26 protein-coding genes are annotated in these 24,982 nt (G+C 72.2%); 8 read left to right on the plus strand and 18 right to left on the minus strand.

Features of this window, described 5'->3' with window-relative positions:
* Positions 1–7: 7 nt before the first annotated feature.
* The 6 genes from ACBR40_RS43280 to ACBR40_RS43305 are packed head-to-tail and all read right to left on the minus strand — an operon-like array spanning position 8 to position 5,790.
* A complete protein-coding gene (locus tag ACBR40_RS43280; RefSeq protein WP_371252496.1) occupies positions 8–853 on the minus strand; it encodes a phosphotransferase family protein in 846 nt (281 codons plus the stop codon).
* Positions 854–911: 58 nt separating this feature from the next.
* Complete coding sequence (locus tag ACBR40_RS43285; protein WP_344205138.1) at positions 912–1,826, minus strand: carbohydrate ABC transporter permease; 915 nt, start codon at positions 1,824–1,826, stop codon at positions 912–914.
* A 2-nt stretch (positions 1,827–1,828) separates the two neighbouring features.
* Complete coding sequence (locus ACBR40_RS43290) at positions 1,829–2,740, minus strand: sugar ABC transporter permease (RefSeq protein ID WP_364450447.1); 912 nt, start codon at positions 2,738–2,740, stop codon at positions 1,829–1,831.
* The gene (gene ngcE / locus ACBR40_RS43295) at positions 2,740–4,149 is read right to left on the minus strand and encodes an N-acetylglucosamine/diacetylchitobiose ABC transporter substrate-binding protein (RefSeq protein ID WP_371252497.1); all 1,410 of its coding nucleotides are present in this window, start codon (positions 4,147–4,149) and stop codon (positions 2,740–2,742) included. The genes ACBR40_RS43290 and ngcE overlap by 1 nt, the downstream gene beginning before the upstream one ends.
* Before the next feature lie 36 nt (positions 4,150–4,185).
* Entirely contained in the window at positions 4,186–4,920 is a 735-nt protein-coding gene (locus tag ACBR40_RS43300; RefSeq protein ID WP_371252498.1) for a sugar isomerase domain-containing protein, read from the minus strand.
* A complete protein-coding gene (locus ACBR40_RS43305; protein WP_091092422.1) occupies positions 4,921–5,790 on the minus strand; it encodes a MurR/RpiR family transcriptional regulator in 870 nt (289 codons plus the stop codon).
* A gap of 79 nt (positions 5,791–5,869) precedes the next feature.
* On the opposite strand from ACBR40_RS43305, the gene ACBR40_RS43310 reads away from it, so the two are divergent.
* Positions 5,870–6,850 (plus strand): N-acetylglucosamine kinase, encoded by a 981-nt coding sequence (locus ACBR40_RS43310; protein ID WP_371252499.1) that lies wholly within the window; start codon positions 5,870–5,872, stop codon positions 6,848–6,850.
* Positions 6,851–6,909: 59 nt separating this feature from the next.
* Here the strand turns inward: ACBR40_RS43310 and ACBR40_RS43315 are convergent, their stop codons facing one another.
* From ACBR40_RS43315 to ACBR40_RS43355, 9 genes are all read right to left on the minus strand, one after another.
* Positions 6,910–7,812: a hypothetical protein gene (locus ACBR40_RS43315; protein ID WP_371252500.1), complete on the minus strand. Its 903-nt coding sequence runs from the start codon at positions 7,810–7,812 to the stop codon at positions 6,910–6,912.
* The gene (locus ACBR40_RS43320; protein ID WP_371252501.1) at positions 7,809–8,354 is read right to left on the minus strand and encodes an RNA polymerase sigma factor; all 546 of its coding nucleotides are present in this window, start codon (positions 8,352–8,354) and stop codon (positions 7,809–7,811) included. Before ACBR40_RS43320 ends, ACBR40_RS43315 begins: the two co-directional genes overlap by 4 nt.
* 86 nt (positions 8,355–8,440) lie before the next feature.
* Positions 8,441–9,259, minus strand: coding sequence for a carbohydrate ABC transporter permease (locus tag ACBR40_RS43325; protein WP_344205147.1), 819 nt, complete (start codon positions 9,257–9,259; stop codon positions 8,441–8,443).
* Complete coding sequence (locus ACBR40_RS43330) at positions 9,256–10,140, minus strand: sugar ABC transporter permease (RefSeq protein ID WP_364450427.1); 885 nt, start codon at positions 10,138–10,140, stop codon at positions 9,256–9,258. Before ACBR40_RS43330 ends, ACBR40_RS43325 begins: the two co-directional genes overlap by 4 nt.
* On the minus strand, positions 10,140–11,387 hold the full coding sequence (locus tag ACBR40_RS43335) for an extracellular solute-binding protein (protein WP_344205150.1): 1,248 nt from the start codon (positions 11,385–11,387) through the stop codon (positions 10,140–10,142). The genes ACBR40_RS43330 and ACBR40_RS43335 overlap by 1 nt, the downstream gene beginning before the upstream one ends.
* An 11-nt stretch (positions 11,388–11,398) precedes the next feature.
* On the minus strand, positions 11,399–12,748 hold the full coding sequence (locus tag ACBR40_RS43340; protein WP_344205151.1) for a cellulose binding domain-containing protein: 1,350 nt from the start codon (positions 12,746–12,748) through the stop codon (positions 11,399–11,401).
* An 87-nt stretch (positions 12,749–12,835) separates the two neighbouring features.
* On the minus strand, positions 12,836–13,582 hold the full coding sequence (locus ACBR40_RS43345) for an SIS domain-containing protein (RefSeq protein WP_344205153.1): 747 nt from the start codon (positions 13,580–13,582) through the stop codon (positions 12,836–12,838).
* Positions 13,579–14,448, minus strand: coding sequence for a MurR/RpiR family transcriptional regulator (locus ACBR40_RS43350; protein WP_344205154.1), 870 nt, complete (start codon positions 14,446–14,448; stop codon positions 13,579–13,581). The genes ACBR40_RS43345 and ACBR40_RS43350 overlap by 4 nt, the downstream gene beginning before the upstream one ends.
* 81 nt (positions 14,449–14,529) lie before the next feature.
* Positions 14,530–15,609, minus strand: a complete 1,080-nt coding sequence (locus ACBR40_RS43355; RefSeq protein WP_371252502.1) for an acetyl-CoA acetyltransferase — start codon at positions 15,607–15,609, stop codon at positions 14,530–14,532.
* Positions 15,610–15,865: 256 nt separating this feature from the next.
* On the opposite strand from ACBR40_RS43355, the gene ACBR40_RS43360 reads away from it, so the two are divergent.
* Complete coding sequence (locus ACBR40_RS43360; RefSeq protein WP_371252503.1) at positions 15,866–16,714, plus strand: LysR family transcriptional regulator; 849 nt, start codon at positions 15,866–15,868, stop codon at positions 16,712–16,714.
* Positions 16,715–16,745: 31 nt separating this feature from the next.
* On the plus strand, positions 16,746–17,363 hold the full coding sequence (locus tag ACBR40_RS43365; protein ID WP_371252504.1) for a MerR family transcriptional regulator: 618 nt from the start codon (positions 16,746–16,748) through the stop codon (positions 17,361–17,363).
* A gap of 4 nt (positions 17,364–17,367) precedes the next feature.
* Here the strand turns inward: ACBR40_RS43365 and ACBR40_RS43370 are convergent, their stop codons facing one another.
* On the minus strand, positions 17,368–18,252 hold the full coding sequence (locus ACBR40_RS43370) for a hypothetical protein (RefSeq protein ID WP_371252505.1): 885 nt from the start codon (positions 18,250–18,252) through the stop codon (positions 17,368–17,370).
* 79 nt (positions 18,253–18,331) lie between these two features.
* Between ACBR40_RS43370 and ACBR40_RS43375 the strand changes: the two genes are divergently transcribed.
* Positions 18,332–18,751, plus strand: a complete 420-nt coding sequence (locus ACBR40_RS43375; protein ID WP_371252506.1) for a TIGR03668 family PPOX class F420-dependent oxidoreductase — start codon at positions 18,332–18,334, stop codon at positions 18,749–18,751.
* Here the strand turns inward: ACBR40_RS43375 and ACBR40_RS43380 are convergent.
* Positions 18,735–19,409: a ThuA domain-containing protein gene (locus ACBR40_RS43380; protein ID WP_344205161.1), complete on the minus strand. Its 675-nt coding sequence runs from the start codon at positions 19,407–19,409 to the stop codon at positions 18,735–18,737. The two genes, ACBR40_RS43375 and ACBR40_RS43380, sit on opposite strands and share 17 nt — an antisense overlap.
* An 86-nt stretch (positions 19,410–19,495) precedes the next feature.
* Between ACBR40_RS43380 and ACBR40_RS43385 the strand changes: the two genes are divergently transcribed.
* Together ACBR40_RS43385 and ACBR40_RS43390 are read left to right on the plus strand one after the other, a co-directional pair.
* Positions 19,496–20,389 (plus strand): RNA polymerase sigma-70 factor, encoded by an 894-nt coding sequence (locus ACBR40_RS43385; RefSeq protein ID WP_344205304.1) that lies wholly within the window; start codon positions 19,496–19,498, stop codon positions 20,387–20,389.
* Positions 20,390–20,396: 7 nt separating this feature from the next.
* Positions 20,397–21,158, plus strand: coding sequence for an SDR family oxidoreductase (locus tag ACBR40_RS43390; protein WP_344205163.1), 762 nt, complete (start codon positions 20,397–20,399; stop codon positions 21,156–21,158).
* A 43-nt stretch (positions 21,159–21,201) separates the two neighbouring features.
* On the opposite strand, the gene ACBR40_RS43395 is transcribed toward ACBR40_RS43390, so the two are convergent.
* Positions 21,202–21,774, minus strand: coding sequence for a TetR/AcrR family transcriptional regulator (locus ACBR40_RS43395; protein ID WP_371252507.1), 573 nt, complete (start codon positions 21,772–21,774; stop codon positions 21,202–21,204).
* A 107-nt stretch (positions 21,775–21,881) separates the two neighbouring features.
* Between ACBR40_RS43395 and ACBR40_RS43400 the strand changes: the two genes are divergently transcribed.
* Both ACBR40_RS43400 and ACBR40_RS43405 read left to right on the plus strand, forming a co-directional pair.
* Positions 21,882–23,531: an FAD-dependent oxidoreductase gene (locus tag ACBR40_RS43400; protein WP_344205167.1), complete on the plus strand. Its 1,650-nt coding sequence runs from the start codon at positions 21,882–21,884 to the stop codon at positions 23,529–23,531.
* Complete coding sequence (locus ACBR40_RS43405; protein WP_371252508.1) at positions 23,528–24,967, plus strand: ATP-binding protein; 1,440 nt, start codon at positions 23,528–23,530, stop codon at positions 24,965–24,967. The genes ACBR40_RS43400 and ACBR40_RS43405 overlap by 4 nt, the downstream gene beginning before the upstream one ends.
* Positions 24,968–24,982: the final 15 nt, after the last annotated feature.

Consider the following 24,982-nt stretch of genomic DNA (forward strand, 5'->3'; position numbering starts at 1 on the left):
GCGAGGGTCAGGCGAACGTCCAGGGCAGATGGGCGAGGGCGGCGTCGGCGTAGTGGCGGGGGCCGGTGCTGAGGCCGTAGGCGAGGTCCTCGATCAGCGCGCAGCGGGCGTAGAAGCGCACGCGGGCGCGGTCGTCCTCGTCCAGGGAGCCGGGGTAGTGGGCGACGAGCAGCTCGAAGACCTCGGGGCCGAGGTCGCGGTAGAGGCGGGCGAAGTCGTGCGCGGGATCGGTGACGGCGGCGTCGCTCCAGTCGATGACGCCGGTCACCGCGCCCGTGGCCGGGTCCACCAGGATGTGCTCAGCGCCCAGGTCGTTGTGGCAGAAGCGCAGCGAGCGGGGCTCGCCCGGCGGCTCCTCGGCCAGGAACCGCTCGACCAGGGGACGCTGGTCCCCGGGGACGTGCCGCTCGACGTCGCGGTAGTCGAGCTCGGCCTCCTCCAGCAGGGTCGCGGCCGGGTAGAGGTCGAGCGGGGCGAGCTCGCCCAGTCGGGTGGTGTCGGCGGCGTGCAGGGCCGCGAGGAAGCGCCCGAGCGGCTCGGCGAGCCGTTCGGGCCGCTCCATCGGGGACGTGTTGAGCGGCTCGCCGGGCAGCTTGCGGTAGGCGAGGGCGCCCACCTCGGCGTCGGCGAAGACGACCTCGGGCACCGGGAGCGGCGACAGCCCGGCGACGGCCGCCAGGAGGTCCACCTCCTGCCGGAGCGCCTCGGGGTCGGCCGTCTTGGGCAGCCTGATCAGCAGCTCGCCGTTGACCTCGTGCACGGTGTGGTCGAGGCCCCGGCCGAGCGGGCGGACGGAGCCGACCTCGTAGCCGGGGAGGTGGCGGGCCAGCAACGCGCGGATGTCGCCAGTCACACCCCGCACCCTAGATCCGGACGGGCCGGGCGCGCGAGCGATTTGCCCGCAGACCGGCCTATTTCACCGCACCTGCCGTCAAACCAGCCTGGATCTGGCGCTGGAAGACCGTGTAGACGACCAGCATCGGCAGGATGGCCAGGGTCAGCGCGGCGAACAGGGCCGACCAGTCCTGGTCGTAGCCGGCGGCGGTCGAGATGTCGGCGATGCCCTGGGTGAGCACCCACTTGTCCCGCTCCTGGAGCAGCACCAGCGGGAGCTGGTACTGGTTCCACTGGCCCAGCACGTTGAAGATCGTGATGCTGACGATGCCCGGCCGCGCCATCGGCAGCATGATCTGGAAGAACACCCGCGTGTGCGAGGCCCCGTCCACCATGGCCGCCTCCCCCACCGCCGCCGGCAGCGTGCGGAAGAAGGCCGACAGGAAGAAGACGGTGAACGGCATCGAGTACGCGATGTACACCAGCACGAGCCCCGCGTGCGTGTTGAGGCCGATGAACGGCCCGACGACCGGCAGGTTCCCCATGTTCTGGACGACGAAGAACAGCGGCGTCAGCGCCAGGTAGACGGGGAAGGCCAGGCCGGACACGAACAGCAGGTAGATCGCCCGGTTGCCGCGGAAGGGATAGCGGGCCAGCACGTACGCCGCCATCGACCCGACGAGCATCGTGCCGAACGTGCTGAACGCCACCACGACCACGCTGTTGAGCATGTACTGCCCGATGTGCGCCTGCTCCCAGGCCCGCCCGAAGTTGTCCCAGCGCAGGGCGGCGGGCAGCGACCAGGCGTCGCCGAAGATCTCGTCCTCGCTCTTGACCGAGGCCAGGAACGTCCACACCATCGGCACGATCACCAGCAGCGTCCAGACCAGCAGCGCCACGTGCGTGAGCACGCTGAGCGGCCCGAGCCGCCGCCTGCGCTCCGCGCGGGCGAGTCTGCGCGAGTTCGCCACCGTCCAAGTCGTCGTGCTCATCTCTAGTACTCGATTCGTTCGCGCCTGGACAGGCGCAGCGACAGGACGGAGAACCCGACGATGAAGACGAACATCATCACGCCGAGCGCGGAGGCGTAGCCGAAGCGGAAGTACTGGAAGGCGTTGCGGTAGATCTCGGCGGCCATGACGGTGGTCGACCAGTCGGGGCCGCCGTGCTGGTCGGTCATCACCCACACGATCGCGAACACGTCCAGGGCGAGGATGCCGAGGTAGACCCAGGCGACCTGGAGGGTGTCCCAGAGCAGCGGGAGCGTGATGCGGAAGAAGAGGCTGACCCGGCCGGCGCCGTCGATCTGCGCCGCCTCGAACATGTCACGCGGGATGCTCGCCAGGCCCGCCGAGAACAGCACGACGTAGAAGCCGACGGCCTGCCACACCATGACGCCGAGCACCGACCAGAACGCCACGTCCGGGTCCGACAGGAACCCGATCGGTTTCATGCCGAGCGCCATGAGCGGGCCGTTGAGCATGCCGCTGCCGTCCGGCCGGAACACCTGCTGGAACAGCACCGCCACCACGGCGACGGCCAGCACCTGCGGGAAGAAGAACACCACCCGGTAGAACTTCGACCCGCGGATGCCGGTCACGCCCTGCGCGCCGCCCACGTTGAGCAGGAAGGCGAAGAACAGCGCGATGACGATCGTGCTCAGCGGCAGCAGCACCAGCAGGGCCGCGTTGTGCGTGACGGCCTTCCAGAAGATCTCGTCGCCGAAGAGCCGGACGAAGTTGTCCAGGCCGATGAAGGCGGGCGTGGCCGTCACGCCCCGCCAGTCGGTCATCGCGATGTAGAACGCCTGGGCGTACGGCGAGATCACGTAGACCAGGTAGAGAATCACCGGGGCTGCCAGGAACGCGGTGATGAACAGCCCTCGGCGATATCTGTTGAACAGCATCAGCGCTTGTACTTCTTGATCGAGGAGTCCTTCTTGAGCTCGTCGGCCTTCTTCTGCAGGCGCTCCAGGTAGGCCTCCGGCTTGAGCCCGCCGGTCATGAGTTCGCCGGTGGCGGCGACGGCCTCGTCCTTGAGCTGGGCGTACCAGGTCTGCCAGCGGTAGTAGACGACGTTCTGGCCGGCGTCGGCGAACGCCTTGGTGGCGCTGGCCGCGCCCGGGGAGAGCTGACGGCCGTCGCCCGCGCCCTTGACCACCGAGACCGTCTTGACCAGCTCGCTGAAGTCGCCGGCCGCCTTCTTCGACAGCATGGCGCGCAGGTACTCCATGCCGCCCTGCGGGTTGGGCGACTTGGACGGGACGATGAAGTTCTCACTCGGCTGGCTGTGCAGGGTGCCGTACGGCATCGCGTCGGAGCCGGTGATGTCGGGGATGGGGAACATGCCGTACTCGAAGTCGGCCGGGGTCGTGGTCTTCTGCTCGTTTTCCAGCCAGGAGCCGGAGGGCAGCATGGCGACCTTGTACTTGTTCTGGGCGGTCTGGGTCTGGACGTGGTCGAGGCCCGGGGTGCCCTCCATGAGGTATTTGGCGCCGATCTCGGCCCAGGCGGTGGCCGCGGTCTTCATGGCCTCGCTGGTCCAGGCGCCGTCCTCCAGGTTGTCGATGTTGACCAGGACCTCGTTGCCGCCGATCTTGGCGGCCGTGGTGAGCAGCGGCTCGTACAGGTATTGGGGGAACTTGCCGGCGTAGGTGAAGGGCGCCATCTTGCCGGACTTCTTGATGGTCTCGCAGAGCTTGAGGAACTCGTCCCAGGTCTTGGGCGCCTCCCAGCCGTTGTCGCGGAACGCCTTCTGGGAGTACCAGATGCCGAAGATGTAGTTGACGTAGCCGAGCACGCTGAAGGTGCCGTCGTAGGTGCCGAGGTCGATGACGGCCTGGTCGATCGTGTCGCGGACCTTGACGTTGGGGTCGTCCCAGCTCGGCGCGTCGAGCAGCGGCGTGAGGTCCTGGAGCTGGGAGTCCTGGGCGAGCGCGCCGAAGTCCATGGCGTTGGCGCCGGAGTTGTCGATCACGTCGGGCGGGTTGCCGCCGGCGAAGCGCGGCTGGAGGACCTTGGTGATCTCCTTGGTCGCGTTGTGCTTGATCTGCGCGCCGGGGTACTTGGCGGCGAACAGCGGCTGGTGGATGTTCTTGGCGTAGTCCTGGCCGAAGCCGCCGTCGAAGATCCACACCTCCAGCGGCTTCTTGCCGTCCACGCCGAACGGGTTGGCGGCGCTGGTCGCGACCGGCGCGGCCGAGCCGGACGCCGCGGGCTTCGCGGCGGGGGTGGCGCACGCGGCGAGCGCGCCGGCCACGGGCACGAGGGCCGCGCCACGGAGGAGTTCACGCCTGCTGATATGGGGGGTGGGCATAACGACTACTCCTGACTTCCTACGATTCGCGGATCGTCACGCTCCGCGTCTGATGCGGCCCTGGTAGCGGCTCTCCAGGGCCTTGTTGTGCTCGTCACCGCCCGTCACGTTCACGGACAGGTAGACCGGGGGCGTCTCCCCCAGCGCGACGAGCTCGTCCACCGCCTCGGTGACCACCAGCTGCGCCAGCAGCGCCGAGGTGATCGTGGACACCGCGCCGTAGCTGCCGCCGCCGGGCAGGTCGAGGATCGCGTCACCGTACGGCGCGCCGTTGTCCAGCACGACGTCGGCCAGGTCCATGAGCTTGGCCCCTGACGGGTGGCGCGAGGTCATCCCGGTGCTGTGCGCGACCGAGGTCAGGGCGATGAGGGGGTGGCCGCGGTCCTTGACGAGCCTGGCCAGCTCGACGACCGCGCCGTTGATGCCGGAGCTGGAGATCAGCACGAACACGTCCTCCGGCGCGACCGGCGCGAGGGCGTAGATCTCGTGCGCGACGGCGGGGTCGCGTTCCAGCTCGGGCGTGAGCACGCCCGGCGGGTGGCCGCCGTACAGGACCAGGTCGCGGGGCGAGAGGCGGTTGCTCGGGACGAGGCCGCCGGCCCGTCCGGCGATCTCCATGGCGATGGCCTCGGAGTGTCCCGAGCCGAACGCCTGGACCACCCCGCCGGCCCTGAGCGCGGCCACCAGCAGCGCGGCCGCGCGCCTGACGGGCTCCGCCTGGCTCTCGGCGACCCGCCGGGCCAGCTCCAGGACCTCGTTGACGTACGACATTCAGCCTCTCTCCACCCGGTGACTCTCCACGGCGCTGATCGTGCGCTCGAACGCCTCGTTCGTACGCTCGTAGGTGCGCTGGGCGACGGCCACGTACACGGCGTCCAGCACGAAGACCTGCGAGTGGACGGCGGCCAGCCCGCCCAGCCGGAACGTCGTCTCCCTGCTGGCGGTGGTCAGCACCAGGTCGGCCAGCTCGGCCAGCGGGCTGCGCGGGAAGGAGGTGACCGCGACCGTCAGCGCGCCGTGGCTGCCCGCCTCGGCCAGCGCCTCCATGACCTCGCGGGTGCGGCCCCGGTGGCTGACGCCGACCGCCACGTCGCCCTCCTTGAGCAGCGCCGCCTCGGCCAGGGCCACGTGGGCGTCGCCCGCGCTCCAGCCGGGGACGCCGATCCTGCGCAGCCGCCCCTCCAGCATCCTGGCGACGTCGCCGCTGGTGGAGACGCCGACCAGGAGCACCCGGGGAGCCGCCACGATCGCGTCGGCGACCCTGGCCACGGTGTCCAGGTCGAGCTGGGCGGCGGTGTCCTGGATGAGGCGGGTGTCGGCGGCGGCCATGACCTCGATGGCGCTGTCGAGCGGGTCGTCGGGACCGATCTCGTGGCCCACGCCCGCACCCCAGCCCGCCTGGGCGGCCCGGCCGGTCTCGGTGGCGAGCGCCACGCGCAGCTCGGCGTAGCCGGAGAAGCCGAAGGCCCGGCAGAACCTGGTCACGGTCGCGGGCGAGCTGCCGGCCCGCTCGGCCAGCGCGATGATCGTCGATCGCGCGGCCTCGGCGGGGTCGCCGAGTATCACCTCGCCGACCCGGCGTAACGCCTCCGGCAAACCGGGTAGTTCTGTCTCGACGCGTCCGAGCGCACCTGAAGTCACGAATATTCCTTCCGAATACCCGGCCTTGCGGCGAAAATTATTCTTGCTAACCGGCGTAGTCAACCCCCAGACTCGGACCGTGACGAAATCGGGAGTGGGCGAAGCGCTGGTGATCGGCGTGGACGCCGGAGCCACCTCCACCCGGGTCGCCGTGCACACGCTGGACGGCACACGGGTGGGCTACGCGCGGGCCGGCGCGGGCAACCCCACCGCCCACGGGATGGCCAAGGCGGTGGCCGCCATCCGGGACGCGCTGTCGGCCGCGCTCGACGGGCTCGACAGCGGGCGGGTGGCGGCCTCGCTGGCCGGGGTCGCCGGGCACGTGCCCGAGCTGACGCCGGAGCTGGCGAAGGTCTGGGCCGACCACGGCGTCGCCGAGGGGCCGCAGTGCGAGGGCGACCTGCTCATCGGGTACGTCGCCGGCTCGGCCGAGCCCGACGGGGCGCTGCTGCTGTCCGGCACCGGCGCGGCGGCGGCCAGGATCACCGGGTTCCGGCTCGACGCCGTCGCCGACGCGATGGGCTGGCTGCTGGCCGACGCGGGCTCCGGGTTCTGGATCGGGCGCGCGGCGGCGATGGCCGTGGTCGACGCCTTCGACCGCGGCCTGCCGGTCACGGCCGTGGACGACCCGGCGGAGCGGCTCGTGTCCCTGGTCGCGCGCGACTTCCTCGGCGCCGAGCGGCCGGACACGCCGCGCGCGGTCGCCGCGCGGATCGTCCGGCTGGCGCAGGCCGACCACATGCGGCTGGCCACCCTCGCCGCGCTGGTCAGCCGGGCCGCCGCGGCGGGCGACCCGATGGCCGTCACGATCGTCGAGGACGCCGCCGACCGGCTGGCCGCGACGCTGCGCCGGGTGCACGTCTCCGGCCCGGTGGTGCTCGCCGGCAGCGTGCTGACCAGCGAGGGCCCGGTGCGCGCGGCCGTGACCGCGCGGCTGCCCGGCGTGCCGGTCGGCACGGCCCGCGACGCGGCCGGCGCGGCCGCCTGGCTGGCGGCCCGCCCCCTGCTGGGCGACGCGGCGAAGGCGCGCCACGCCGTCTTCACCGGGCTCAGCCCGTAGGGCACCCCGGCGCCTTCACCGGGCTCACTCCGTAGGGCACCCCGGCGCCTTCACCGGGCTCACTCCGTAGGGAACGCGTCGCCGCGGACCGGGTTCCTCGCCAGGTGCTCCTTCGTCACCAGGAGGCGGACCGCGCCGTCGCGGATGGACTCGGCGTCCCAGACGTACCAGCCGGGTCCCACCCCCGACGCCTCCTCTCCCGGCCGCGCCGAGAAACCGCCGTGCGGGCGCGGCGTGATGAGCTGGTAGACGACCTCCAGGCCACGGGCCCGCGCCGCCGCGCTCACCTCGCCCACGGTCCGCCCGCCGATCGCGACGCCCTCCAGGGGCTCGCCCTTGGCGTCCGCGCGTCCCGGAGCCTCGTACGCCTCCCCCGGCCGCGCGGACCGGCCGAGCTTGACCCAGGCCCGCCCCTCGAACGTGACCGGCAGCCTGATCACCAGCACACAGCCAGCCCGCCCCACGACGCATCCCGACGGCTCGCTGTCGGTCCTCATCGCCGTGCTCCCTCGCGTGGCGCCGCCCGCGCTCGCCACCCCCATCTGCACCACGCCACCGGCCCGGCTCGGCCCGGCCGGCACGATCTGCAGGTGCACGTCGAGGCCCACGGCGGCGAACCCCCGGGTGTAGGCGTCGTACTGGGCGTAGGCGTCCTTGACGCGGGCCACCCACTCGCCGCCCTCCCTGGTGATGTCCAGCTCGGTGCTGGCGTAGACGGCGGTGCCGCCGGGACCGGCGAGCAGGCCCGGGCCGAGCACCGCCCCGGCGGCGAGCACGGCGGTGGCGGCGGCCCCCGCCAGGAGCCGCCTGGCGGGTGTCCCTAGCCGGCGGGCACGGCGGGCCGGAGCGGGCTCCACCTGCCCGGCGGTGATCGCGGCGAGCAGGGCCCGCGCCCCCTCGGTGGACGACTGCCCGGTCAGCTCCTCGTCGCGCACCCGCGCGAGGCGCGTCAACTCGTTCATACGCTCTCCATGACGATGCGGCCTGCGGGAACGCCGGCCGCGGCCAGTGCCTTGGTCAGCCGCCGGCGCGCCCGGTGCAGCCGGATGCGCACGGCGTTGCGCGAGCAGCCCAGGACGGCGGCGATCTCGCCGTGGTCCAGCCCCTCCCAGGCGACCAGCGAGATCAGCTCGCGGTCGTCGTCCGACAGCACGGCGAGCGCCTGAGCGACCGCCTCCAGGTCGGCGGGCAGGTCGTGGGCGGGCGAGGGGGTGCGGGCGTACAGCTCGGCGAGACCGGCGTCGAACGCCACCGCATGGGCGTGGCGGCGGTGCTCGCCGCGGCGGTGGTTGGCCAGCACGTTCCTGGCGACGCCGTAGAGCCACAACCGGGCCTCCTCGCCTGGCGGCAGCGCGTCCACGCGCCGCCAGGCGATGGCGAAGGTCTCGGCCACCACGTCCGCGGCGTCCTCGGGGGAGTCGCAACGGCGGACGGCGTAGCCCAGGATGCGGTCGTACGTCTGTCTGTAGACGGCCTCGAACCGGATCTTCCGGTCATCATCCACGGGCGGTTCCCATGGCCGGCCTCCTCGGGGTCGGTGGCGGGACACCCTCTACATGTCGCCGACCGCACCGGCATTTCGCCCCTATTTCAGCCCTTGACCGCCCCCGCCGTCATCCCGGTGCCCACCCGCCGCTGCAGGAACAGGAAGAGCAGCAGCGCGGGCAGCGCGAACAGGCTCGCCGCCGCCATCGTGGCGCCCCAGTCGGTGCCGAAGACGTCGCGGAAGGACGACAGCCACACCGGCAGCGTCCGCTTGTCCTGGTCCTTGATGATGAGCACGTTGACGAAGGCGAACTCGTTCCAGGCCGTGATGAAGCCGAACAGCGAGGTCGCCATCAGCCCCGGCGCGAGCAGCGGGAAGATCACCCGGCGGAAGGCCACCAGCCGCGAGCAGCCGTCCACCTGCGCCGCCTCCTCCAGCTCCGCCGGGATGGCGGCGAGGAACCCGCGCAGCGTCACGATCGTGAACGGCAGCGTGATCATGAAGTAGACGCCGGTCAGCATGGCCAGCGAGTCCAGCAGCTCGCTGTCGCGGGCGATGATGAACACCGGCACCAGCAGCGCCTCCCACGGCGCCATCTGCGCGGCGAACACCGCGACCACGAACGCCGAGCGCCCCCGCCACCGCATCCGCGCCACCGCGAACGCCGCCAGCAACGCCACCACCAGCGCGATCAGCACCGCCGCCCCCGTCACCACGAGGCTGTTGCGCCAGTAGACCCAGAAGCCCGGCGCCTCGATCGCGGTGACGAAGTGCTCCAGGGTCGGGTGCGCCGGCCAGAACGTGGGGGTGGCCGACTGGATGTCCCTGGTCGGCTTGAACGCGGTCAGGAACATCCAGTAGACCGGGAAGATCGTCGTGGCGAGCACCGCCAGCGCCGCTATGTTGAGCAGGAGCCGCCTCATTGGCGCACCATCCTTCGCAGGTTGCTGACCAGGGCCACGGCGAGCAGCACCACCGTGAGCATGGCGACCGCCGAGCCGAGGTCGTAGCGGTGCAGCACGCGGGCGACCTTGAACGCGTACACCGGCAGGGTCGTGGTGGCGCCGTCCGGGCCGCCCTGGCTGAGCACCCAGATCTGCGGGAAGCACTTGGCCACCCAGATCACCTCCAGCGAGGCGACCAGCGCGAAGAGCTGCCTGAGCATCGGCAGGGTGACCTTCATGAAGATCTGCGGGCCGCTGCCGCCGTCGATCCGCGCCGACTCGTACAGCTCGGACGGGATCGTGGTGAGCCCGGCGTAGAGGGTGAGCGCGGCGAACGGCACCGACTGCCACACCACGAGGATCACCAGCACCGCGAACGTGGCCGTGCCGTCGGCGAACCAGGTGTAGCCGCGGAAGGAGTCGAACCCGAGCGTGACCAGCAGCCAGTTGACCACGCCCAGCTCCGACTGGAACAGCCACTGGAACACGGTCGTGGCCGCGATGATCGGCGTGGCCCAGGCGAGGGCGAGCGCGCTCATCAGGGCGAGGCGCAGGCCGCGGCCCAGCCGTACCAGCATGAGGGCCACGCCCGTGGACAGCGTCACGATGAGCACGACGTTGATCGCCGTCCAGGCCACGGTGCGCCACAGCACCCGCCAGAACTCCTCGCCGGCCAGCAGCTCGGCGTAGTTGTCCAGGCCCGCGAGGGTCGCGCCGCCCCGGATCAGCTCGCCCATCCGGAAGTGCTGGAACGAGATCACCGCCGCCTTGAGCAGCGGATACAGCAGCAGGAAGGCCCCGCCTGCCACCGCGGGCGCGATGAGCAGGTAGGGCCAGAGCGAGGAAGTGCGCTCCCGCATCAGGATCCGCTGTTCAGGGTCGTGGTGATGGCCGCCGAGACCTTCTTCGCCTCCGTCGCGGGGTCGGCGCCGGTGAGCACGGCGGTCATGTACTGCTTGATCACCGAGGTGGCCTCGACGGCGGCCCAGTTGGGGGTGTTGGGGGTGGCGCGGCCGCCCGCGGCCGCCGCGGCCATGGCCGCCGTGCCCTCGTCGCCGGCGAGGACGCCGGCCAGCGAGGTGCGGTTCGGCACGAAGCTCATCGCCTTGGCCAGCTCGGTCTGGAACTTCTCCCCGGCCAGGGCCTTGACCAGCTCGTACGCCTCCTCCTGCCGCTTGGACGCGGCCGGGACGATGAGGTCGGAGCCGCCCGTGAAGACCGTGCCCGGCTTGTCGGCCGTCTTGCCGGGGATGGGGAAGAAGCCCATCTTGCCGGCCAGTTTCGGCTCGACCTCCAGCACGCGGGCCGCGATGCCGGGCACGGCGATGATCTGGGCGACCTTGCCCTGCGCGAACACCTCGTGCTGCGGCGGGTTGGCCTCGTCGGCGTCCTTCGGGCCCTTGCCGAGCGCCTGGAGCCGCCGGTAGAAGTCCATGCCGGCGAGGGCCTGCGGGGTGTCGAGGGCGCCCTTCCACTTGCCGCCCTCCTGGACGGCCAGGTCGCCGCCCTCGTCCCAGACGAAGCCGGCCAGGGCGTACCAGGTCTGGCCGGTCAGGTAGATGCCCTGGTCGCCGCCCCGGTCGAGCTTGGCGGTGACCTCCAGCCACTCGTCGCGGGTCTTCGGCGGCTCCTTGACGCCGGCCTTGGCCCAGAGGTCCTTGTTGTAGACGACGACGCGGTTGGCGGCGTACCACGGGATGCCGTACTGGTGGCCGTCGACGTTGCCCGGCTGGGCCAGGCCGGGCAGCCAGTCCTCGCCCTTCAGCTCGGCGATCTTGGCGGTCAGGTCGGTGACGCCGCCGCTGGCGGAGTACTGGGCGACCTGGGTGTTGCCGACCTCGATCACGTCGGGGGCGTCGGTGCTGGCCAGGGCGGCGGTGACGCGCTCGCCGATGCCGTCCCACGCCTGGATCTGCAGGTCGAGGTCGATGCCCTGGTGTGCGGCCTCGTACTCGGTCTCGAACGACTTCAGCAGGTCCTGCGTGACGCTGCCGTCCATGATCCAGACGGTCAGCTTGACCGGGCCCGCGTCGTTCCGGGGCTGCTCCGTGGCTCCGCAGGCGGTCAGCGCGAACACGGCCGCCAGCGCCAGGATGCGGTTGTTCATGGCGCTTCCTCTTAGGAGTTGGGAACGGTGTCGCGGAAGGCGGTGCCGGCGGCGCGCAGGGCGCCGACCCTGCTCACCACGTCGGCGGGCGGGACGACCTCGTTCTTGCTGTAGTAGAGCCAGTCGACCTGCTGGCGGTACGTACGCGTGCCGGTGGCCGCCTGGAGATCGATGAACCACTGGTTGAACATGATCCACATCGGGGTCTCGGGGTAGTAGATGTCCCCGTGGTCGGCGAACAGCCGGCCGTCCACGTAGTAGCGGATCCGGCCGCCGGAGACCTGGATGACCAGGTCGTGCCAGCCCGCGAAGCTCGCCCGCTCCTCGGTGTGGGTGTTCACGGCCTGCCAGGGCTCGCCCTGGTAGGTCTCCCAGCTCGTGGTGTAGAGGATGTTCGACGGCTCGCCCCAGCCGCCGTTGGGGAGGTACTCGAAGTCCAGCTCGCCGTAGTCGGGGTCCAGGTTGAAGCGGAGCGGGGTGATGGTGAAGAACGTCTGCACGACGTGCTCGCCGTCGGGGCCGCTGGTGGGCGCGTCGGTGAAGCGGACGCGGGCGCCGTAGGTGCCCTCGAAGAACTTGCGGTTCGCGGTGGACAGCTCGGCCTGCACGGTGCCGGAGGCGGTGCCGTTCGTGGTGGAGTCGAGGGTCAGCAGGCCGCCGGGGAACGAGACGGCCGACGGCGACCAGGTCGCGCCGGGCACGCCGGGGCCGCCGGAGCTGGAGCGTACGGTCCAGCCGCGCTGGGCGAGCAGCGGGTCGGACGGGCCCGAGTAGGTGAAGTCGTCGAACAGCACCCCTGTCGAGCCGGGGCCGGTCGGCGTGATGGTGGGTGTCGGCTCGGTGCCGTGGGGCTTGCCCCAGGCGAGTGCGCCGTTGACGTGGACGGTCACCTTGTCCCAGTTCGCGTACGCGGTGCCGGGACCGTAGGAGTAGTCGTCGCTCTGCGTGAACGACTGCCAGTCGGCGCGGTAGAAGCGCAGTTGCAGGTCGCCGGTGTCGGCGCCGGGGGCGAGGGCGCCCGAGGTGAAGCCGACCTCCAGATACTGGTCCGCGCCCGACTGGCGGACGAACCTGCCGGTCACCGTCGAACAGCCCACCACGGCCCAGGAGCAGGCGAAGCGGTAGGTCTCGGTGCCCGTCAGGTAGTAGCGGATGACGACCTGGTTGAGCGGGATGGTGGTGGTGCCGTCGTTGAAGAGCTTGAACCAGGGCTCGGCCTGGGCCGTGGTCGCGCCGGGGGCGCTGGTGCGGTACTGGAGGCGTACGGCCTGGGCGGCGCCGGCCGGGGTGACGAGGGCGCCGACGAGGAGGACGAGCGGGAGGGCTAAGGAGAGAGCGATTTGGGCGACTTTTCTGGACATTGGGGGGTGTCTCCTTGCATGCCGGACTGGCCCCGTGGCGAGGCCAGGAGGAGCAGGGTGATCAGGCTGGGTCGACCAGGCTGGTGATCAGGCGCCGCGTCGGATGCGGCCGGCGTAGCGCGCTTCGAGCGTGAGGTTGTGGGCGTCGCCCTCCGGGACGTTCGCGGAGAGGTACACCGGCGGGGTCTCGCCCGCGTCGAGCAGGTTGCGCACGGTGCGGGTCACGACGAGCTGGGCCAGCAGCGCCGAGGTGATGGTGGAGACGGCCCCGACGGCGCCGCCGCCGGGAAGGGGGAGCACGGCGTCGCCGTACGGGGCACGGTTGTCGAGGACGACGTCGGCGAGGTCGGCGAGCCGCCGGCCCGAGGGGTGCCGGGACGGGACGGCTTCGGTGTGGGCGCGCGAGGTGATCGCGACCAGGTCGTGGCCGCGCTCCTTGACCAGCGTGGCGAGCTCGACCACCACGCCGTTGACGCCCGAGTTGGAGATGAGGACGAACAGGTCGTGCGGCTGCACGGGAGCGAGGTCGAGGATCGTGCGGGCGACGGCGGGGTCGCGTTCGAGGTCGTAGCGGTCCAGCTCGGCGCGGGGGGCGTCGCCGTGGAGGACGATGTCCCTGAGCGCGAGCCGGTTGGTGGGGACGAGGCCGCCGGCCCGGCCGGCGATCTCCATGGCGACGGCCTCGGAGTGTCCCGAGCCGAACGCCTGGATGACGCCGCCCGCGGTCAGCGCCTTGGTGAAGAGGTCGGCGGCGCGGTCGAGCTCGGGGTCGGCGGGAAGCTCGTGGACGAGGGCGGCGACCTGCGCGGCGTATTGTTCCGGATCTATCGTCATGAATCCCCTTCCGGTAGGCGGTGTCCGGCGACAGCGCGGACGGTGACGTCGAAGGCCTGCTTGGTGCGCTCGTACGTGCGCTGCGCGACCGACACGTACACGACGTCGAGCACGAGGAGCTGCGAGTGGATCGCGGCGAACCCCTCCGACCTGAAGCTCGTCGCCCGGCTGGCCGTGGTCAGCACCAGCTCGGCCACCTCCGCGAGCGGCGAGCGCGGCTGCGAGGTGACCGCCACGGTGATCGCGCCGTGGCTGCCCGCCTCGGCCAGCACCTCGATGACCTCGCGGGTGCGCCCGCTGTGCGAGATGCCGATCGCCACGTCGCCCTGGCCGAGCAGCGCGGCGTCGGTCAGCGCGCTGTGGGCGTCGGACCTGCTCCAGGTCGGCACCCGCATGCGCTGCAGCCGGTACTCCATCTCGCTGGCCACGGCCGCGCTGCTCGACACCCCGAACAGCAGCACCCGCCCCGCCCGCGCCACGGCCTGCGCCACCTTCTCCACCACGGCGAGGTCGAGCTGGCCGGCGGTCTCCTGGATCAGGCGGATGTCGTTGCCGGACACCACGCCGAGCACCTTGTCGAGGCTGTCGTCGGGGAGGATCTCCTGGCCGATGTCGGTCTGCCAGGTCTGCCGCGCCTGCCGGCCGGTCTCGGTGGCGACGGCGACGCGCAGTTCGGCGTAACCGGCGAAGCCGAGCGCGCGGCAGAAGCGGGTGATGGTCGCCGTGGAGGTCCCGCTCCGCTCGGCGAGGTCGACGATCGTCAGCCGGGCGGCCTCGGCGGGGGCGGCGAGGATGGTCTCGGCCACCTTGCGGAGGGCGTCGGGCAGATCGGGGCGCTCGGCCTGGATGCGGGTGAGAAGTTCCACGCCGTGAAAATTATGCACAGCATCTGGTGCCGTCAAGGTGTTCGGGCGATAATTTTTGACATGTCACTCCGGGCGGCGACCTCACGCGGTGAGGAGGGCGGCGCTGCCGTAGCTGCCGCCGAAGCCGGTCACCAGGGCCACCTCGTGCCGGCCCGCCCGCAGCTCCCTGACGGCCTGGGCCACGTTGTTGAGCCCGTGCACGTACCCCTCGGACAGCAGGCCGCCGTGCGGGTTGACCCAGGCGTGGCGGCGCTCCAGCAGGTACTCCCCCAGCTCCTCACGGGCGACCAGCCCGAAGTCCTCCAGCTGCCTGGGCACCAGCCACGAGTACGCGTCGTACGGCAGCATCACGTCCACGTCCGCGGGCCGCAGGCCGGAGGCGTCCCAGAGCATGGGGGCCACGTACGCCGAGAAGATCGCGCTCACGTCGGCCGCCCGGTCCATGGACGAGCAGCCCGGCCCGCCCCCGCGCACGACCGCCCGCACCCGCGGCCCGTCCAGCTCGCCGCTCACCAGCAGCGCGCAGGCCCCGTCGGTCTCCTGGCAGCAGTCCACGGTGCGCAGCGGCGTGGCGACGTACGGGCGGGCGAGGTACCCCGCGAGATCCAGCGGCTCCCGGCGCAGCGCCCGGGGGTTGTCCCTGGCGTTCTCCCTGGACTGGGCGACGACGGCGTGCAGGTGCTCCTCGGTCAGGCCGCTGTCGTGCAGGTAGCGGGTGGCGGCCAGGGCGAACAGCGGGATCGGCCCGGCGAGCCCGTACGTGAGCCGCTCTTGAGGGCCGGTGGAGACGGTGTTCATGCGCCGGCCGGACCGGCCGTTGAGCGCGCGGTAGACGAGCACGTGCCTGGCCAGCCCGGCGTGGATCAGCATGGCCGCGTCGCCCAGGATCGAGGCCGCCTGCGTGCCGCCGCCGGCGATGTCGTTGTGCCAGCCGAGCCGTTCGACGCCGAGGGCGCGGGCGATCTGGACGACGGGCGCGGAGTCGCCGAGGTGGTAGCTGAGCATCGCGTCCACGTCGCCGGGCCGCAGGCCGGCGTCGGCGCAGGCGGCGCGGCACGCCTCGACGGCGAGCTCCAGCTCGGCGCGCCCGGAGCGCCGGGTCAGCGCCGTCATCCCGATCCCGGCCACGGCGGCCCGCCCGGCGAACGCCTGCGTTCCCACCCGCCCACGCTATCCGGCCAAGCGCTTGCTAGGCAAGCGCCTATCGGCCGGCCGCAACCCCGTCCTCGGCCCGCCCGAAGCCCGCTCCCCCTGGCCGCCCGGCCGCGCCCGCACCGCCCGCCACCAGCCCGTACCGCCCGCCTCCCGGCCAGGTCACGCTCCCGTGGTGACTGAGCGTCTTCACGGGAGCTGTCCCGTCTTGTAATACGGAGGTGCGATCTTCCGACAGCCCATCATGATCACCCCGAGGTGAGCGATGGATCTACGCTACGTCCGGTACGCCATGGCCATCGCACGCGCGGGCAGCCTGCGCCGCGCCGCCGCCGCGCTGCACATCGCCCAGCCCACGCTGTCGGAGCAGCTCCGGGCGCTGGAGAAGGAGATCGGCGTCGAGCTGTTCAGCCGCTCCTCCAGCGGCGTGCAGCTCACCGAGGCGGGCGAGGCGTTCCTCGCCCAGGCCACGGTCGCGGTGGACGCCTTCGAACGGGCCGTGGCGGCGGCCAGGAGCGGCGGCAGGGACGCCCGCCTCGGCGTCGCCGACGGCCTGGCCGACGTGGTCGCCCGCGTGCTGTCGCAGCTCCACGGCCTGCGGCTGCGCGTGGCCCCCATGAGCACCGCCGAGCAGATCGTCTCCATCGTGGACGGCACCCTGCAGGCCGGCCTCGGGTACGCCCCCGGCTCGCTGCCGCGCGGCGTGGCCAGGATGCTGGTCCACCGGTTCCCCGTGCGCGCGCTCATGCACCGCGACCACCCGCTCGCCGGGGCGGACGCGGTGTCGCTGGCGGACCTCGCCGCCGAGCCGCTGGTGATGCCCGAGTCGGACGCGGTGGCGGGCGCACGCCGGTTCCTGGAGGGCTTCGTCCGGAATCGGCTGCATCCGCGGCTCGGCCCGGCCGCCGCGACCCACGACCTGGCGATCACGATGATCGAGCGCGGCGCCGGCTATACGCTCTGCGTGCACGAGGGGACGCCGGTGCCGGACACCCTGACGTTCCTGCCGGTGAAGGAGGACGTGCCGCCGCTGGAGGTGGTCTTCCTGTGGAACCGGCAGGCGGACGTCCCCGAGCTGGTCAGCGCCGCCCGGCACGTCGCCCGCACTGGATAGCACTAATATCCAATAGCGCTATCATCCTGTGATGCGCATCTCCGAACTCAGCTCCCGCTCCGGCGTCGCCATCCCCACGATCAAGTACTACCTGCGCGAGGGGCTGCTGCACCAGGGCGAGCAGACGGCGGCGACCCGCGCCGAGTACGACGACTCCCACCTGCGCAGGCTCCGCCTCGTCCGAGCGCTGCTGGAGGTGGGCAAGCTGCCGGTGTCCTCGATCAAGAAGATCATCGACGCCGTGGACGACGAGTCGCTGCCCATCCACCAGATGCTCGGCACCGCCCACTACGCCCTCGGCCCCACGGTCGAGCCGGAGCCCGGCGAGGAGTGGCGCGCCGCCCGCGCCGACGTGGACGCCCTCATCGACGACCTCGGCTGGCGCATCCACCCGGAGGCCCCGACCCGCGACGAGCTGGCCCAGACGCTGGTCCGGATGCGCCAGCTCGGCCTGCGCGTCGACCTGCGGCCCTACGTCGAGGCCGCGCGCAAGCTGGTCACCGAGGTCGAGATGGACACCATCGCCTTCGACGGGCCGCGCGACGCCGCCGTGGAGGCGCTGGTGCTGGGCTCGGTGCTGTACGGCAAGGCGTTCGACGCGCTGCGCCGCATGGCCCAGGAGTCTGAGTCGGCCCGCCGGCTGACGTAACCCTCTAGAGCAGGCCGTTGACCCGCAGGATCCGCACCGCCCGCACCGTGGCCGCGCCCCGCCACTCCAGGAACCCGGCGGGCGAGATCCGCGCGTAGTCCACCGTCCAGCCGCCGTCGTCCTGCTGGCCCTCCGCCAGGCGTACGAGGTCGGCGGCGATCACCTCGGGCGCGAACAGCTCGCGGACCGGCCGCCCGGGGAACGGCGCGAAGTCGAGCGGCCGCAGCGCCTCGTCCGCCGTGCCGCCCTCCACGGGCACCCGGCCGTCCGCCGGGATGTGCCCGGCCAGCCGCTTCAGCAGGTCGGCCGCGCGGGGCTCGGTGTCGTGCACGGCGTCGAGGAAGCCGACGGCGAACGACAGCACGTACGCGTGCGGCCGCTCCTCCAGCGCCTGGATCGCGTCCAGGCAGTAGCGGGTGGCCCGCAGCAGCCAAGGGTGGGCGGCCACGGCCGGGTCGTGGGTGGCCACCCGGTGCGCGGCCGCCGCCGTCACGGCGGTGGTCTGCAGGGCCGACACGCCCGGATCGGCGCCCGCCCACCAGGGCGCGGTGCCGTCGGCCACGGTCAGCGGCAGCGCGAACGGCAGCCCGCCGTCCGGCAGCGTCACCGACTCCAGGTAGTCGCAGAGCGCCACGGCCGCCGGGGACGTGCGCGGCGCGACCTCCTCGAACACCTCGAAGGCGTGCAGCGCGGCGCCCGGCTGGCTCTCCGGCGAGCGCAGGTCGGGCTCCAGCCCCCACCCGTAGCCGCCGTCCGGGTTGCGGTAGCCCTCCAGCGCGGCCAGCACGCCCGCCTCGCCGCCGCCCATGAGCGACGCGTACCGTCTGCGGTCGAGCAGCCGTGCGTGGGTCGCGAGAAAGCCGGGGATCAGGTCGAGGTTCACGTTCATGGGCCCATCGTGCCCGGGGCCGCGACGTGCAGTCTTGTAGGTTCCGGACGCCGGCCGCCTCGGACGGGAGAATGGGGGCGTGGACGAGGAGGAGGCGCGGCGCCGGTTCGCCGCGGCGCGGGTGGCGCGGCTGGCCACGGTGCGCGGCGACGGCGGGCCGCGCCTGGTGCCCGTCGTGTTCGCCGTGGCCGGGGAGCGCGTGGTGAGCGCCGTCGACCACAAGCCGAAGACGACCACCAACCTGCGCCGGCTGGCCGACATCCGCGCCGAGCCGCGCGTCACCCTGCTGGCCGACCACTACGACGAGGACTGGTCGCTGCTGTGGTGGGTCCGCGCCGACGGCCTCGCCAGGGTCGTCGCGGCCGGCCCGGAGCGCGAGGCGGCGCTGGACGCGCTGACGGCGAAATATCCGCAGTACCGCGACCGCCGCCCCGCCGGGCCCGCCGTCGTGGTCGAGGTGACCCGCTGGCGCGGCTGGGCGGCTACTCCGACACCGTGACCGGCCGCTTGAGCAGCCAGAGCGCGGCCCGTTTGAGCATCGTCCTGTGCACCTCGTTGTCGTAGGAGCGGGTGTCGTGGCCGAGCGCGTCGTAGAACACCCGGCCGCGCCGCACCGGCCGCGCCCACACCAGCGGCTGGCCGTTCGCCGAGGCCAGCGGCTCGACGTCGGGCAGGATGTCGAGGTCGCTGTAGACCTCGTCCACCACGTCGAAGTCGCGCAGGCCCGCCACCACCGGGTGCGCGCCGTGGACGCGCACGCTCGTCCAGCCGAGCGGCGGATGGTGCGACTTGGGCCAGGTCCAGTGGCCGCCGAGCACGCGCGGCCAGCCCTGCCAGTCGTCGAAGCAGATGGACGCCGCGTGCATGCACAGCAGCCCGCCGCCCCGGTCGAGATGGTCGAGGATCGCGGTGCGGGCCTCGGCCGGCAGCTCGAAGCGCCACTGGGGGCGCAGGTCGGCGAAGCGGTCCTGGCCCATCCGCCAGCGCAGTGCGTTGACCGTGATGAGCTGGACCTCCGGCGGCTCGCTGAGCGCGCCCGCGATGTCCTCGGTGATCTCGGAGTCGATCCCCACCTCGGTCAGCAGCTCCGCCAACGCGGCCGATGTGGCGGCGAAGTCGTGGAACACGCCTCCCGACAGGATCAGGTTTCTTGCCACTCTCCCAGCTCATCACGGTTGTGGCGGCATGGCCACCCCGGGAACCGGCAGCCCCGGCATTCGGCCCTCCAGGGGGAGACGGCATGATGCCAGCCGTGGAGACACGTACGGACGCCGACTTGGATTTCGAGCAGCACCGGCCGACGCTGCTCGGGCTCGCCTACCGCCTGCTCGGCAGCATGTGGGACGCCGAGGACGTGGTGCAGGAGGCCTGGCTGCGCTGGCAGGGCGCCGACCGGGACCAGGTCAGGGAGCCGCGGGCGTTCCTGATGACCGTGGTGTCGCGGCTGGCGCTGGACCAGCTCCGCTCGGCGCGGGTGAAACGGGAGGCGTACACCGGGCCGTGGCTGCCCGAGCCGGTCGCCACGGGCGAGGCGGGGCCCCTGGACACCGCCGAGCTGCGCGACACCGTCTCCTTCGCGACGCTGCACCTGATGGAGCGGCTGTCGCCGCCGGAGCGGGCGGTGTTCGTGCTGCGGGAGGCGTTCGAGCTGCCCTACGACCAGATCGCCGAGATCGTCGAGGTCTCGGTGGCCAACGCCCGCCAGCTCCACCGCCGGGCCTCGGTGCGGCTGGCCGAGGGCCGCGACCGGTTCACGCCCTCGGCGGAGGACCACACGCGGCTGCTGCGCAGGTTCGTCGCGGCGGCGACCGGCGGCGACCTCGACGCGCTGAAGGACCTGTTCCACGAGGACGTCGTGGCCTGGAACGACGGCGGCGGCAAGGTACGCGCCGCGCTGCGCCCGATCCTCGGCCGGCGCAAGGTGGTGGCCTTCCTGGGCGGCCTGATCAGCCGCTACGAGTACAGCGACGCCCGCCTGCTGGACGTCAACGGCGGGCCGGCCCTCTGGACGCGGTTCGCCGGGACCGAGCAGCTCACCATGATCGAGATCAGGGACGGCCGGATCCACGGCATGTACAGCGTCCTCAACCCGGACAAACTCGCCCGCGTCCGCCCGGCCGATCAGGACGATCTATAGTCAGCCCATGGATCTCGGCATCTCGGGCAAGGTCGCCCTGGTCACCGGAGGCAGCGCGGGCATCGGACTCGCCACGGCCAAGAGCCTCGCGCGCGAGGGCTGCGACGTCTGCGTCGTCGGCCGCACCCCCGAACGGCTCGCGGACGCGGTGGTGGAACTCCAGGAGTTCGGCAAGGTCGTGCACGCCGTGCTGGCCGACGTGGAGGACCCGTCGGCCGCGCGGCGCGTCGTCGAGGAAACTCGCGACGTGCTCGGCCCGGTGGACATCCTGGTCGCCAACGCGGGCGGCCCGCCGCCCGGCCGCTTCACCGACGCGAGCCTCGCCGACTGGGACGTCGCCGTCCAGCGCAACCTGCTCGGCACCGTACGCCTGATCCACGCCGTGCTGCCGGAGATGCGCTCGCGCGGCTGGGGCCGGATCGTGACGATCACCAGCCGGTCGGTGCGCGAGGCGCTGGACGGCCTCGCCCTGTCCAACGCCACCCGCTCGGCCGTGGCCGGGGTGGTGCGCACCCTCGCCCGCGAGGTCGCCGGTGACGGCGTGCTGGTCAACAACGTGCTGCCGGGCCCGATCGACACCGACCGGCTGCGCGAGACGTCGGGCGGCGAGGAGAACCTCGCCGAACGCGGCAGGGCGGTGCCGGTCGGCCGGATCGGGCGGCCCGAGGAGGTGGGGGACGTCGTGGCGTTCCTGGCCAGCGAGCGGGCCTCGTTCGTGAACGGCGTGTCGCTGCTGGTCGACGGCGGCGAGAGCCGGGTCATCGCCTGAGGCCGGGTCAGCGCCTGAGTACGGGTCAGCGTCTGGGCCCGGGTCAGCGCCTGAGCAGCGTGCGGACGATCGCGGCGGCCCAAGCGGCGTCATCCTCCGGCGGGTCGACGTAGTAGGACAGGTTGGCCCGGTGGAAGCAGGCGCCCATCAGCATGGACGCCGCCGCGCCCGCGTCGATCTTCCTGTCGATCCGGTCGCGGTCCTGCTCGCCGGCGATCACGTCGGCGAGCGCCAGGATCGGCACGTGCGGGCCCGACCCGCTCCTGGCGAGCATGGCGCGGAAGCCCTCCGTGAGCGAGGGGTCGGCCAGCACTCCCACGGCGATGCCCGCCGCCCGCGTGTAGAACTCCAGCGCGGCCAGCGTGAACGCGGTGAGATGGTCGGCCACGTCGCCGGTGCCGGCCGCGAGCCGCAGCCGGGTGAGCGCGGGGCCGAGCGCGGGCAGCCGCTCCAGCAGCACCGCGAGCAGCAGCGACTCCTTGCCGGGGAAGTGCTTGTAGAGCAGCGCCTCGGAGCAGCCGGCCGCCGCCGCGATGCGCTTGGTGGTCGCGCCCACGATGCCGAACTCGCGAACGACCTGCTCGGCGGCGTCGACGATGCGCTCGCGGGTGCCCATCCGCCCATCATAGAAGCGGTGACCTGAGCGAATTCCCGCCTGGCCGCCCGCGCATGACATGCTTCCCATAGGGGCCGTTCCAGGGACCAAAGGGGAGAGGCATAGGCATGGACAAGCCGGTCATCGTGACGGTGGACGACGACCCGGGCGTCTCGCGGGCCGTGGCGCGCGACCTGCGGCGCCGCTACGGCCAGGAATACCGCATCGTCCGTGCCGAGACCGCGCGCGACGGCATCGAGGCGGTCAAGGAGATGCGGCTGCGCGGCGACGACGTGGCGGCCATCCTGGCCGACTACCGCATGCCGCAGATGAACGGCGTGCAGTTCCTTGAAGCCGCCATGGACATGTACCCGTACGCGCGGCGGGTGCTGCTGACCGCCTACGCCGACACCGAGGCGGCCATCCAGGCGATCAACGTCGTGGACCTCGACCACTACCTGCTCAAGCCGTGGGACCCGCCGGAGGAGAAGTTCTACCCGGTCATCGACGGGCAGCTCGACGCGTGGCTGCGCACCGACCGGATCGAGCGCTCGGAGCTGCGGGTGGTGGGCGACCGGTGGTCGGCGCAGTCGTACCGGGTGCGTGACTTCCTGGCCCGCAACCACGTGCCCTACCAGTGGATGCTCGCCGAGGACCCGGAGGGCGCGCAGCTCGTGAAGGCGGCCGGCGAGGGCTGCCACCTGCCGCTGGTGGTCACCACCGACGGCACCACGCTGGAGTCGCCCGACCAGGCCACGCTGGCCACGACCGTCGGCCTGTCCACCACCCCGGCCACCGACTTCTACGACCTGATCGTGGTCGGCGGCGGCCCCGCCGGGCTGGGCGCGGCCGTCTACGGCGCCTCGGAAGGGCTCAACACCGTGCTCGTCGAGTCGCACTCCTCGGGCGGCCAGGCGGGCCAGAGCTCCAGGATCGAGAACTACCTGGGCTTCCCCGACGGCGTCTCCGGCCAGCAGCTCGCCGACCGGGCGCGGCGGCAGGCGCTGAAGTTCGGGGCCGAGCTGCTGACCGCGCGCAAGGTGACCCTGCTGGAGCCGCGCGGCCAGGCCCGGGTGGTCGGCTTCAAGGACGGCGGCGAGATCGCCGCGCACGCGGTCATCCTGGCCACCGGTGTCACCTACCGGCGGCTGGACGCGCCGGGCCTGGACGAGTTCGTCGGCCGGGGCGTCTTCTACGGCGCGGCGCTCACCGAGGCGCCCGCCTGTTCCGACGCCGAGGTGCACATCGTGGGCGCGGCCAACTCGGCCGGGCAGGCGGCCGTCTACCTGGCGGGATTCGCGAGCAAAGTTCATTTGTTGGTGAGGGGTGATGGTTTGGAGAAGTCCATGTCCCACTACCTCATCGAGCAGATCGCCGCGATCCCCAACATCGAGGTGCACCTGGAGACGGAGGTCGCCGGCGGCGGCGGCGACGGGCACCTGGAGCGGCTGACGCTGTCGACCAGGGGCGAGCAGCGCACGGTCGACGCCCAGTGGCTGTTCGTGTTCATCGGCGCGGAGCCGTTCACCTCGTGGCTGGGCGACACGGTCGAGCGCGACCCGCGCGGGTTCGTGCTGACCGGGCCCGACCTGGTCCAGGGCGGCCGGCGGCCGCGCAACTGGCCGCTGCGGCGCGAGCCCTACTACCTGGAGACGAACGTGCCCGGGGTGTTCGCGGCGGGCGACGTACGCGCCGAGTCGATCAAGAGGGTGGCCTCCGCCGTCGGGGAGGGCGCGATGGCCGTCGCGCTCGTGCACCGCTACCTGGAGAAGCAATGACCGAGACAGACACCCGCGTCGACATCGACGAGCTGCGCAAGCTCTTCCTGTTCGAGCGGCTGACCGACGCCCAGCTCGCCAAGCTCGCCGCCAGCGGCCGGATGGCCACGTTCGCGGCGGACGAGGACATCGTCCGGCAGGGCGAGCCGGCCGACTGCTTCGCCGTGCTGATCGAGGGCGAGATCCAGATGATCAGCGAGACGGTCAGCGCCGGCACCGTCGCCATGCCGCGCGTCTCCCAGCCCGGCGTGTACGGCGGCGCCACCAGCGCCTACCTCGGCGACCGCGCCCCCCAGACCTACCAGCACACGCTGCGCGCCACCGCCCCGTCGCGGATGTTCATCCTGCCCGCCAAGAAGTTCGCCTACATCGTGGCTGAATGGTTCCCGATGGCGATGCACCTGCTCGACGGCATGCTGTCGGGCGGGCGCATGCAGCGCGAAATCATCGACCGGCGGCAGCGGCTGACCGCGCTCGGCACCATCACCGCGGGCCTCACCCACGAGCTGAACAACCCGGCAGCGGCGGCCGTACGCGCCGTCGGCGAGCTGCGCCAGCTCATCAAGAACTCCCGGCTGCAGCTCGCCCAGCTCGCCGAGGACGGCATCCCGCCGGAGAAGCTGAGGGCGCTCATCGAGGCGCAGGAGGCGTGCACGAGCAAGCTGGGCAAGCAGCCGCAGCGTTCGCCGCTGGAGATCTCCGACGCCGAGGACGAGCTCGGCGAGGCGCTGGACGAGCTGGGTGTGGAGGACGCCTGGGATCTCGCTCCCGCGCTGGTCCAGGCCGAGTTCTCGCTCAAGGACCTGGAGAAGATCCGCGGCAAGGTGGGCGAGGAGCACGCCCCGGCGGCGGTCCGCTGGCTCGCCGAGGCGGTCGAGATCTCGCAGATGCTGAGCGAGGTGGGCGAGGCGACCGAGCGCATCACCACGCTGATCCGCTCGGCGAAGCAGTACTCCCAGATGGACCGGGCGCCGTTCCAGAACGTGGACGTGCACGAGCTGCTCGACAGCACGCTCGCCATCTTCCGTGGCAAGATCCCGCCCGGCATCACGGTGGTCACCGACTACGACCGCACGCTGCCGCCCATCCCCTGCTACGCGGGTGAGCTCAACCAGGTGTGGACGAACCTCATCCACAACGCCCTCGACGCGATGGGCGAGGTCGGCACGCTGACCGTACGCACGGCGCACGACGAGGACGAGGCGATCGTCGAGATCGGCGACACCGGCCACGGGGTGCCCGAGGCGATCCTGGACCGCATCTTCGAGCCGTTCTTCACGACCAAGAGCGTGGGCGAGGGCACCGGGCTCGGCCTCGACATCTCCTACCGCATCGTGGCCGGCCGGCACGGCGGCGAGATCAAGGTGCGCTCGGTGCCCGGCGAGACGTGGTTCGAGGTGCGCCTGCCGCTCCGGGAGCCGGTGCCGACGGCCTGATCTCGGCGCGGGCGA

Source organism: Nonomuraea sp. AD125B, assembly GCF_041402765.1.
GTDB classification, from domain to species: domain Bacteria; phylum Actinomycetota; class Actinomycetes; order Streptosporangiales; family Streptosporangiaceae; genus Nonomuraea; species Nonomuraea bangladeshensis.

Excerpts from the sequence above, each read along its gene's own strand:
- ACBR40_RS43285 (WP_344205138.1), bottom strand. The coding sequence starts at position 1,826 with ATGAGCACGACGACTTGGACGGTGGCGAACTCGCGCAGACTCGCCCGC.
- ACBR40_RS43290 (WP_364450447.1), bottom strand. The coding sequence starts at position 2,740 with ATGCTGTTCAACAGATATCGCCGAGGGCTGTTCATCACCGCGTTCCTG.
- ngcE (WP_371252497.1), bottom strand. The coding sequence starts at position 4,149 with ATGCCCACCCCCCATATCAGCAGGCGTGAACTCCTCCGTGGCGCGGCC.
- ACBR40_RS43300 (WP_371252498.1), bottom strand. The coding sequence starts at position 4,920 with ATGTCGTACGTCAACGAGGTCCTGGAGCTGGCCCGGCGGGTCGCCGAG.
- ACBR40_RS43315 (WP_371252500.1), bottom strand. The coding sequence starts at position 7,812 with ATGAACGAGTTGACGCGCCTCGCGCGGGTGCGCGACGAGGAGCTGACC.
- ACBR40_RS43325 (WP_344205147.1), bottom strand. The coding sequence starts at position 9,259 with ATGAGGCGGCTCCTGCTCAACATAGCGGCGCTGGCGGTGCTCGCCACG.
- ACBR40_RS43330 (WP_364450427.1), bottom strand. The coding sequence starts at position 10,140 with ATGCGGGAGCGCACTTCCTCGCTCTGGCCCTACCTGCTCATCGCGCCC.
- ACBR40_RS43335 (WP_344205150.1), bottom strand. The coding sequence starts at position 11,387 with ATGAACAACCGCATCCTGGCGCTGGCGGCCGTGTTCGCGCTGACCGCC.
- ACBR40_RS43340 (WP_344205151.1), bottom strand. The coding sequence starts at position 12,748 with ATGTCCAGAAAAGTCGCCCAAATCGCTCTCTCCTTAGCCCTCCCGCTC.
- ACBR40_RS43345 (WP_344205153.1), bottom strand. The coding sequence starts at position 13,582 with ATGACGATAGATCCGGAACAATACGCCGCGCAGGTCGCCGCCCTCGTC.
- ACBR40_RS43360 (WP_371252503.1), top strand. The coding sequence starts at position 15,866 with ATGGATCTACGCTACGTCCGGTACGCCATGGCCATCGCACGCGCGGGC.
- ACBR40_RS43365 (WP_371252504.1), top strand. The coding sequence starts at position 16,746 with ATGCGCATCTCCGAACTCAGCTCCCGCTCCGGCGTCGCCATCCCCACG.
- ACBR40_RS43370 (WP_371252505.1), bottom strand. The coding sequence starts at position 18,252 with ATGAACGTGAACCTCGACCTGATCCCCGGCTTTCTCGCGACCCACGCA.
- ACBR40_RS43385 (WP_344205304.1), top strand. The coding sequence starts at position 19,496 with ATGCCAGCCGTGGAGACACGTACGGACGCCGACTTGGATTTCGAGCAG.
- ACBR40_RS43390 (WP_344205163.1), top strand. The coding sequence starts at position 20,397 with ATGGATCTCGGCATCTCGGGCAAGGTCGCCCTGGTCACCGGAGGCAGC.
- ACBR40_RS43395 (WP_371252507.1), bottom strand. The coding sequence starts at position 21,774 with ATGGGCACCCGCGAGCGCATCGTCGACGCCGCCGAGCAGGTCGTTCGC.
- ACBR40_RS43400 (WP_344205167.1), top strand. The coding sequence starts at position 21,882 with ATGGACAAGCCGGTCATCGTGACGGTGGACGACGACCCGGGCGTCTCG.
- ACBR40_RS43405 (WP_371252508.1), top strand. The coding sequence starts at position 23,528 with ATGACCGAGACAGACACCCGCGTCGACATCGACGAGCTGCGCAAGCTC.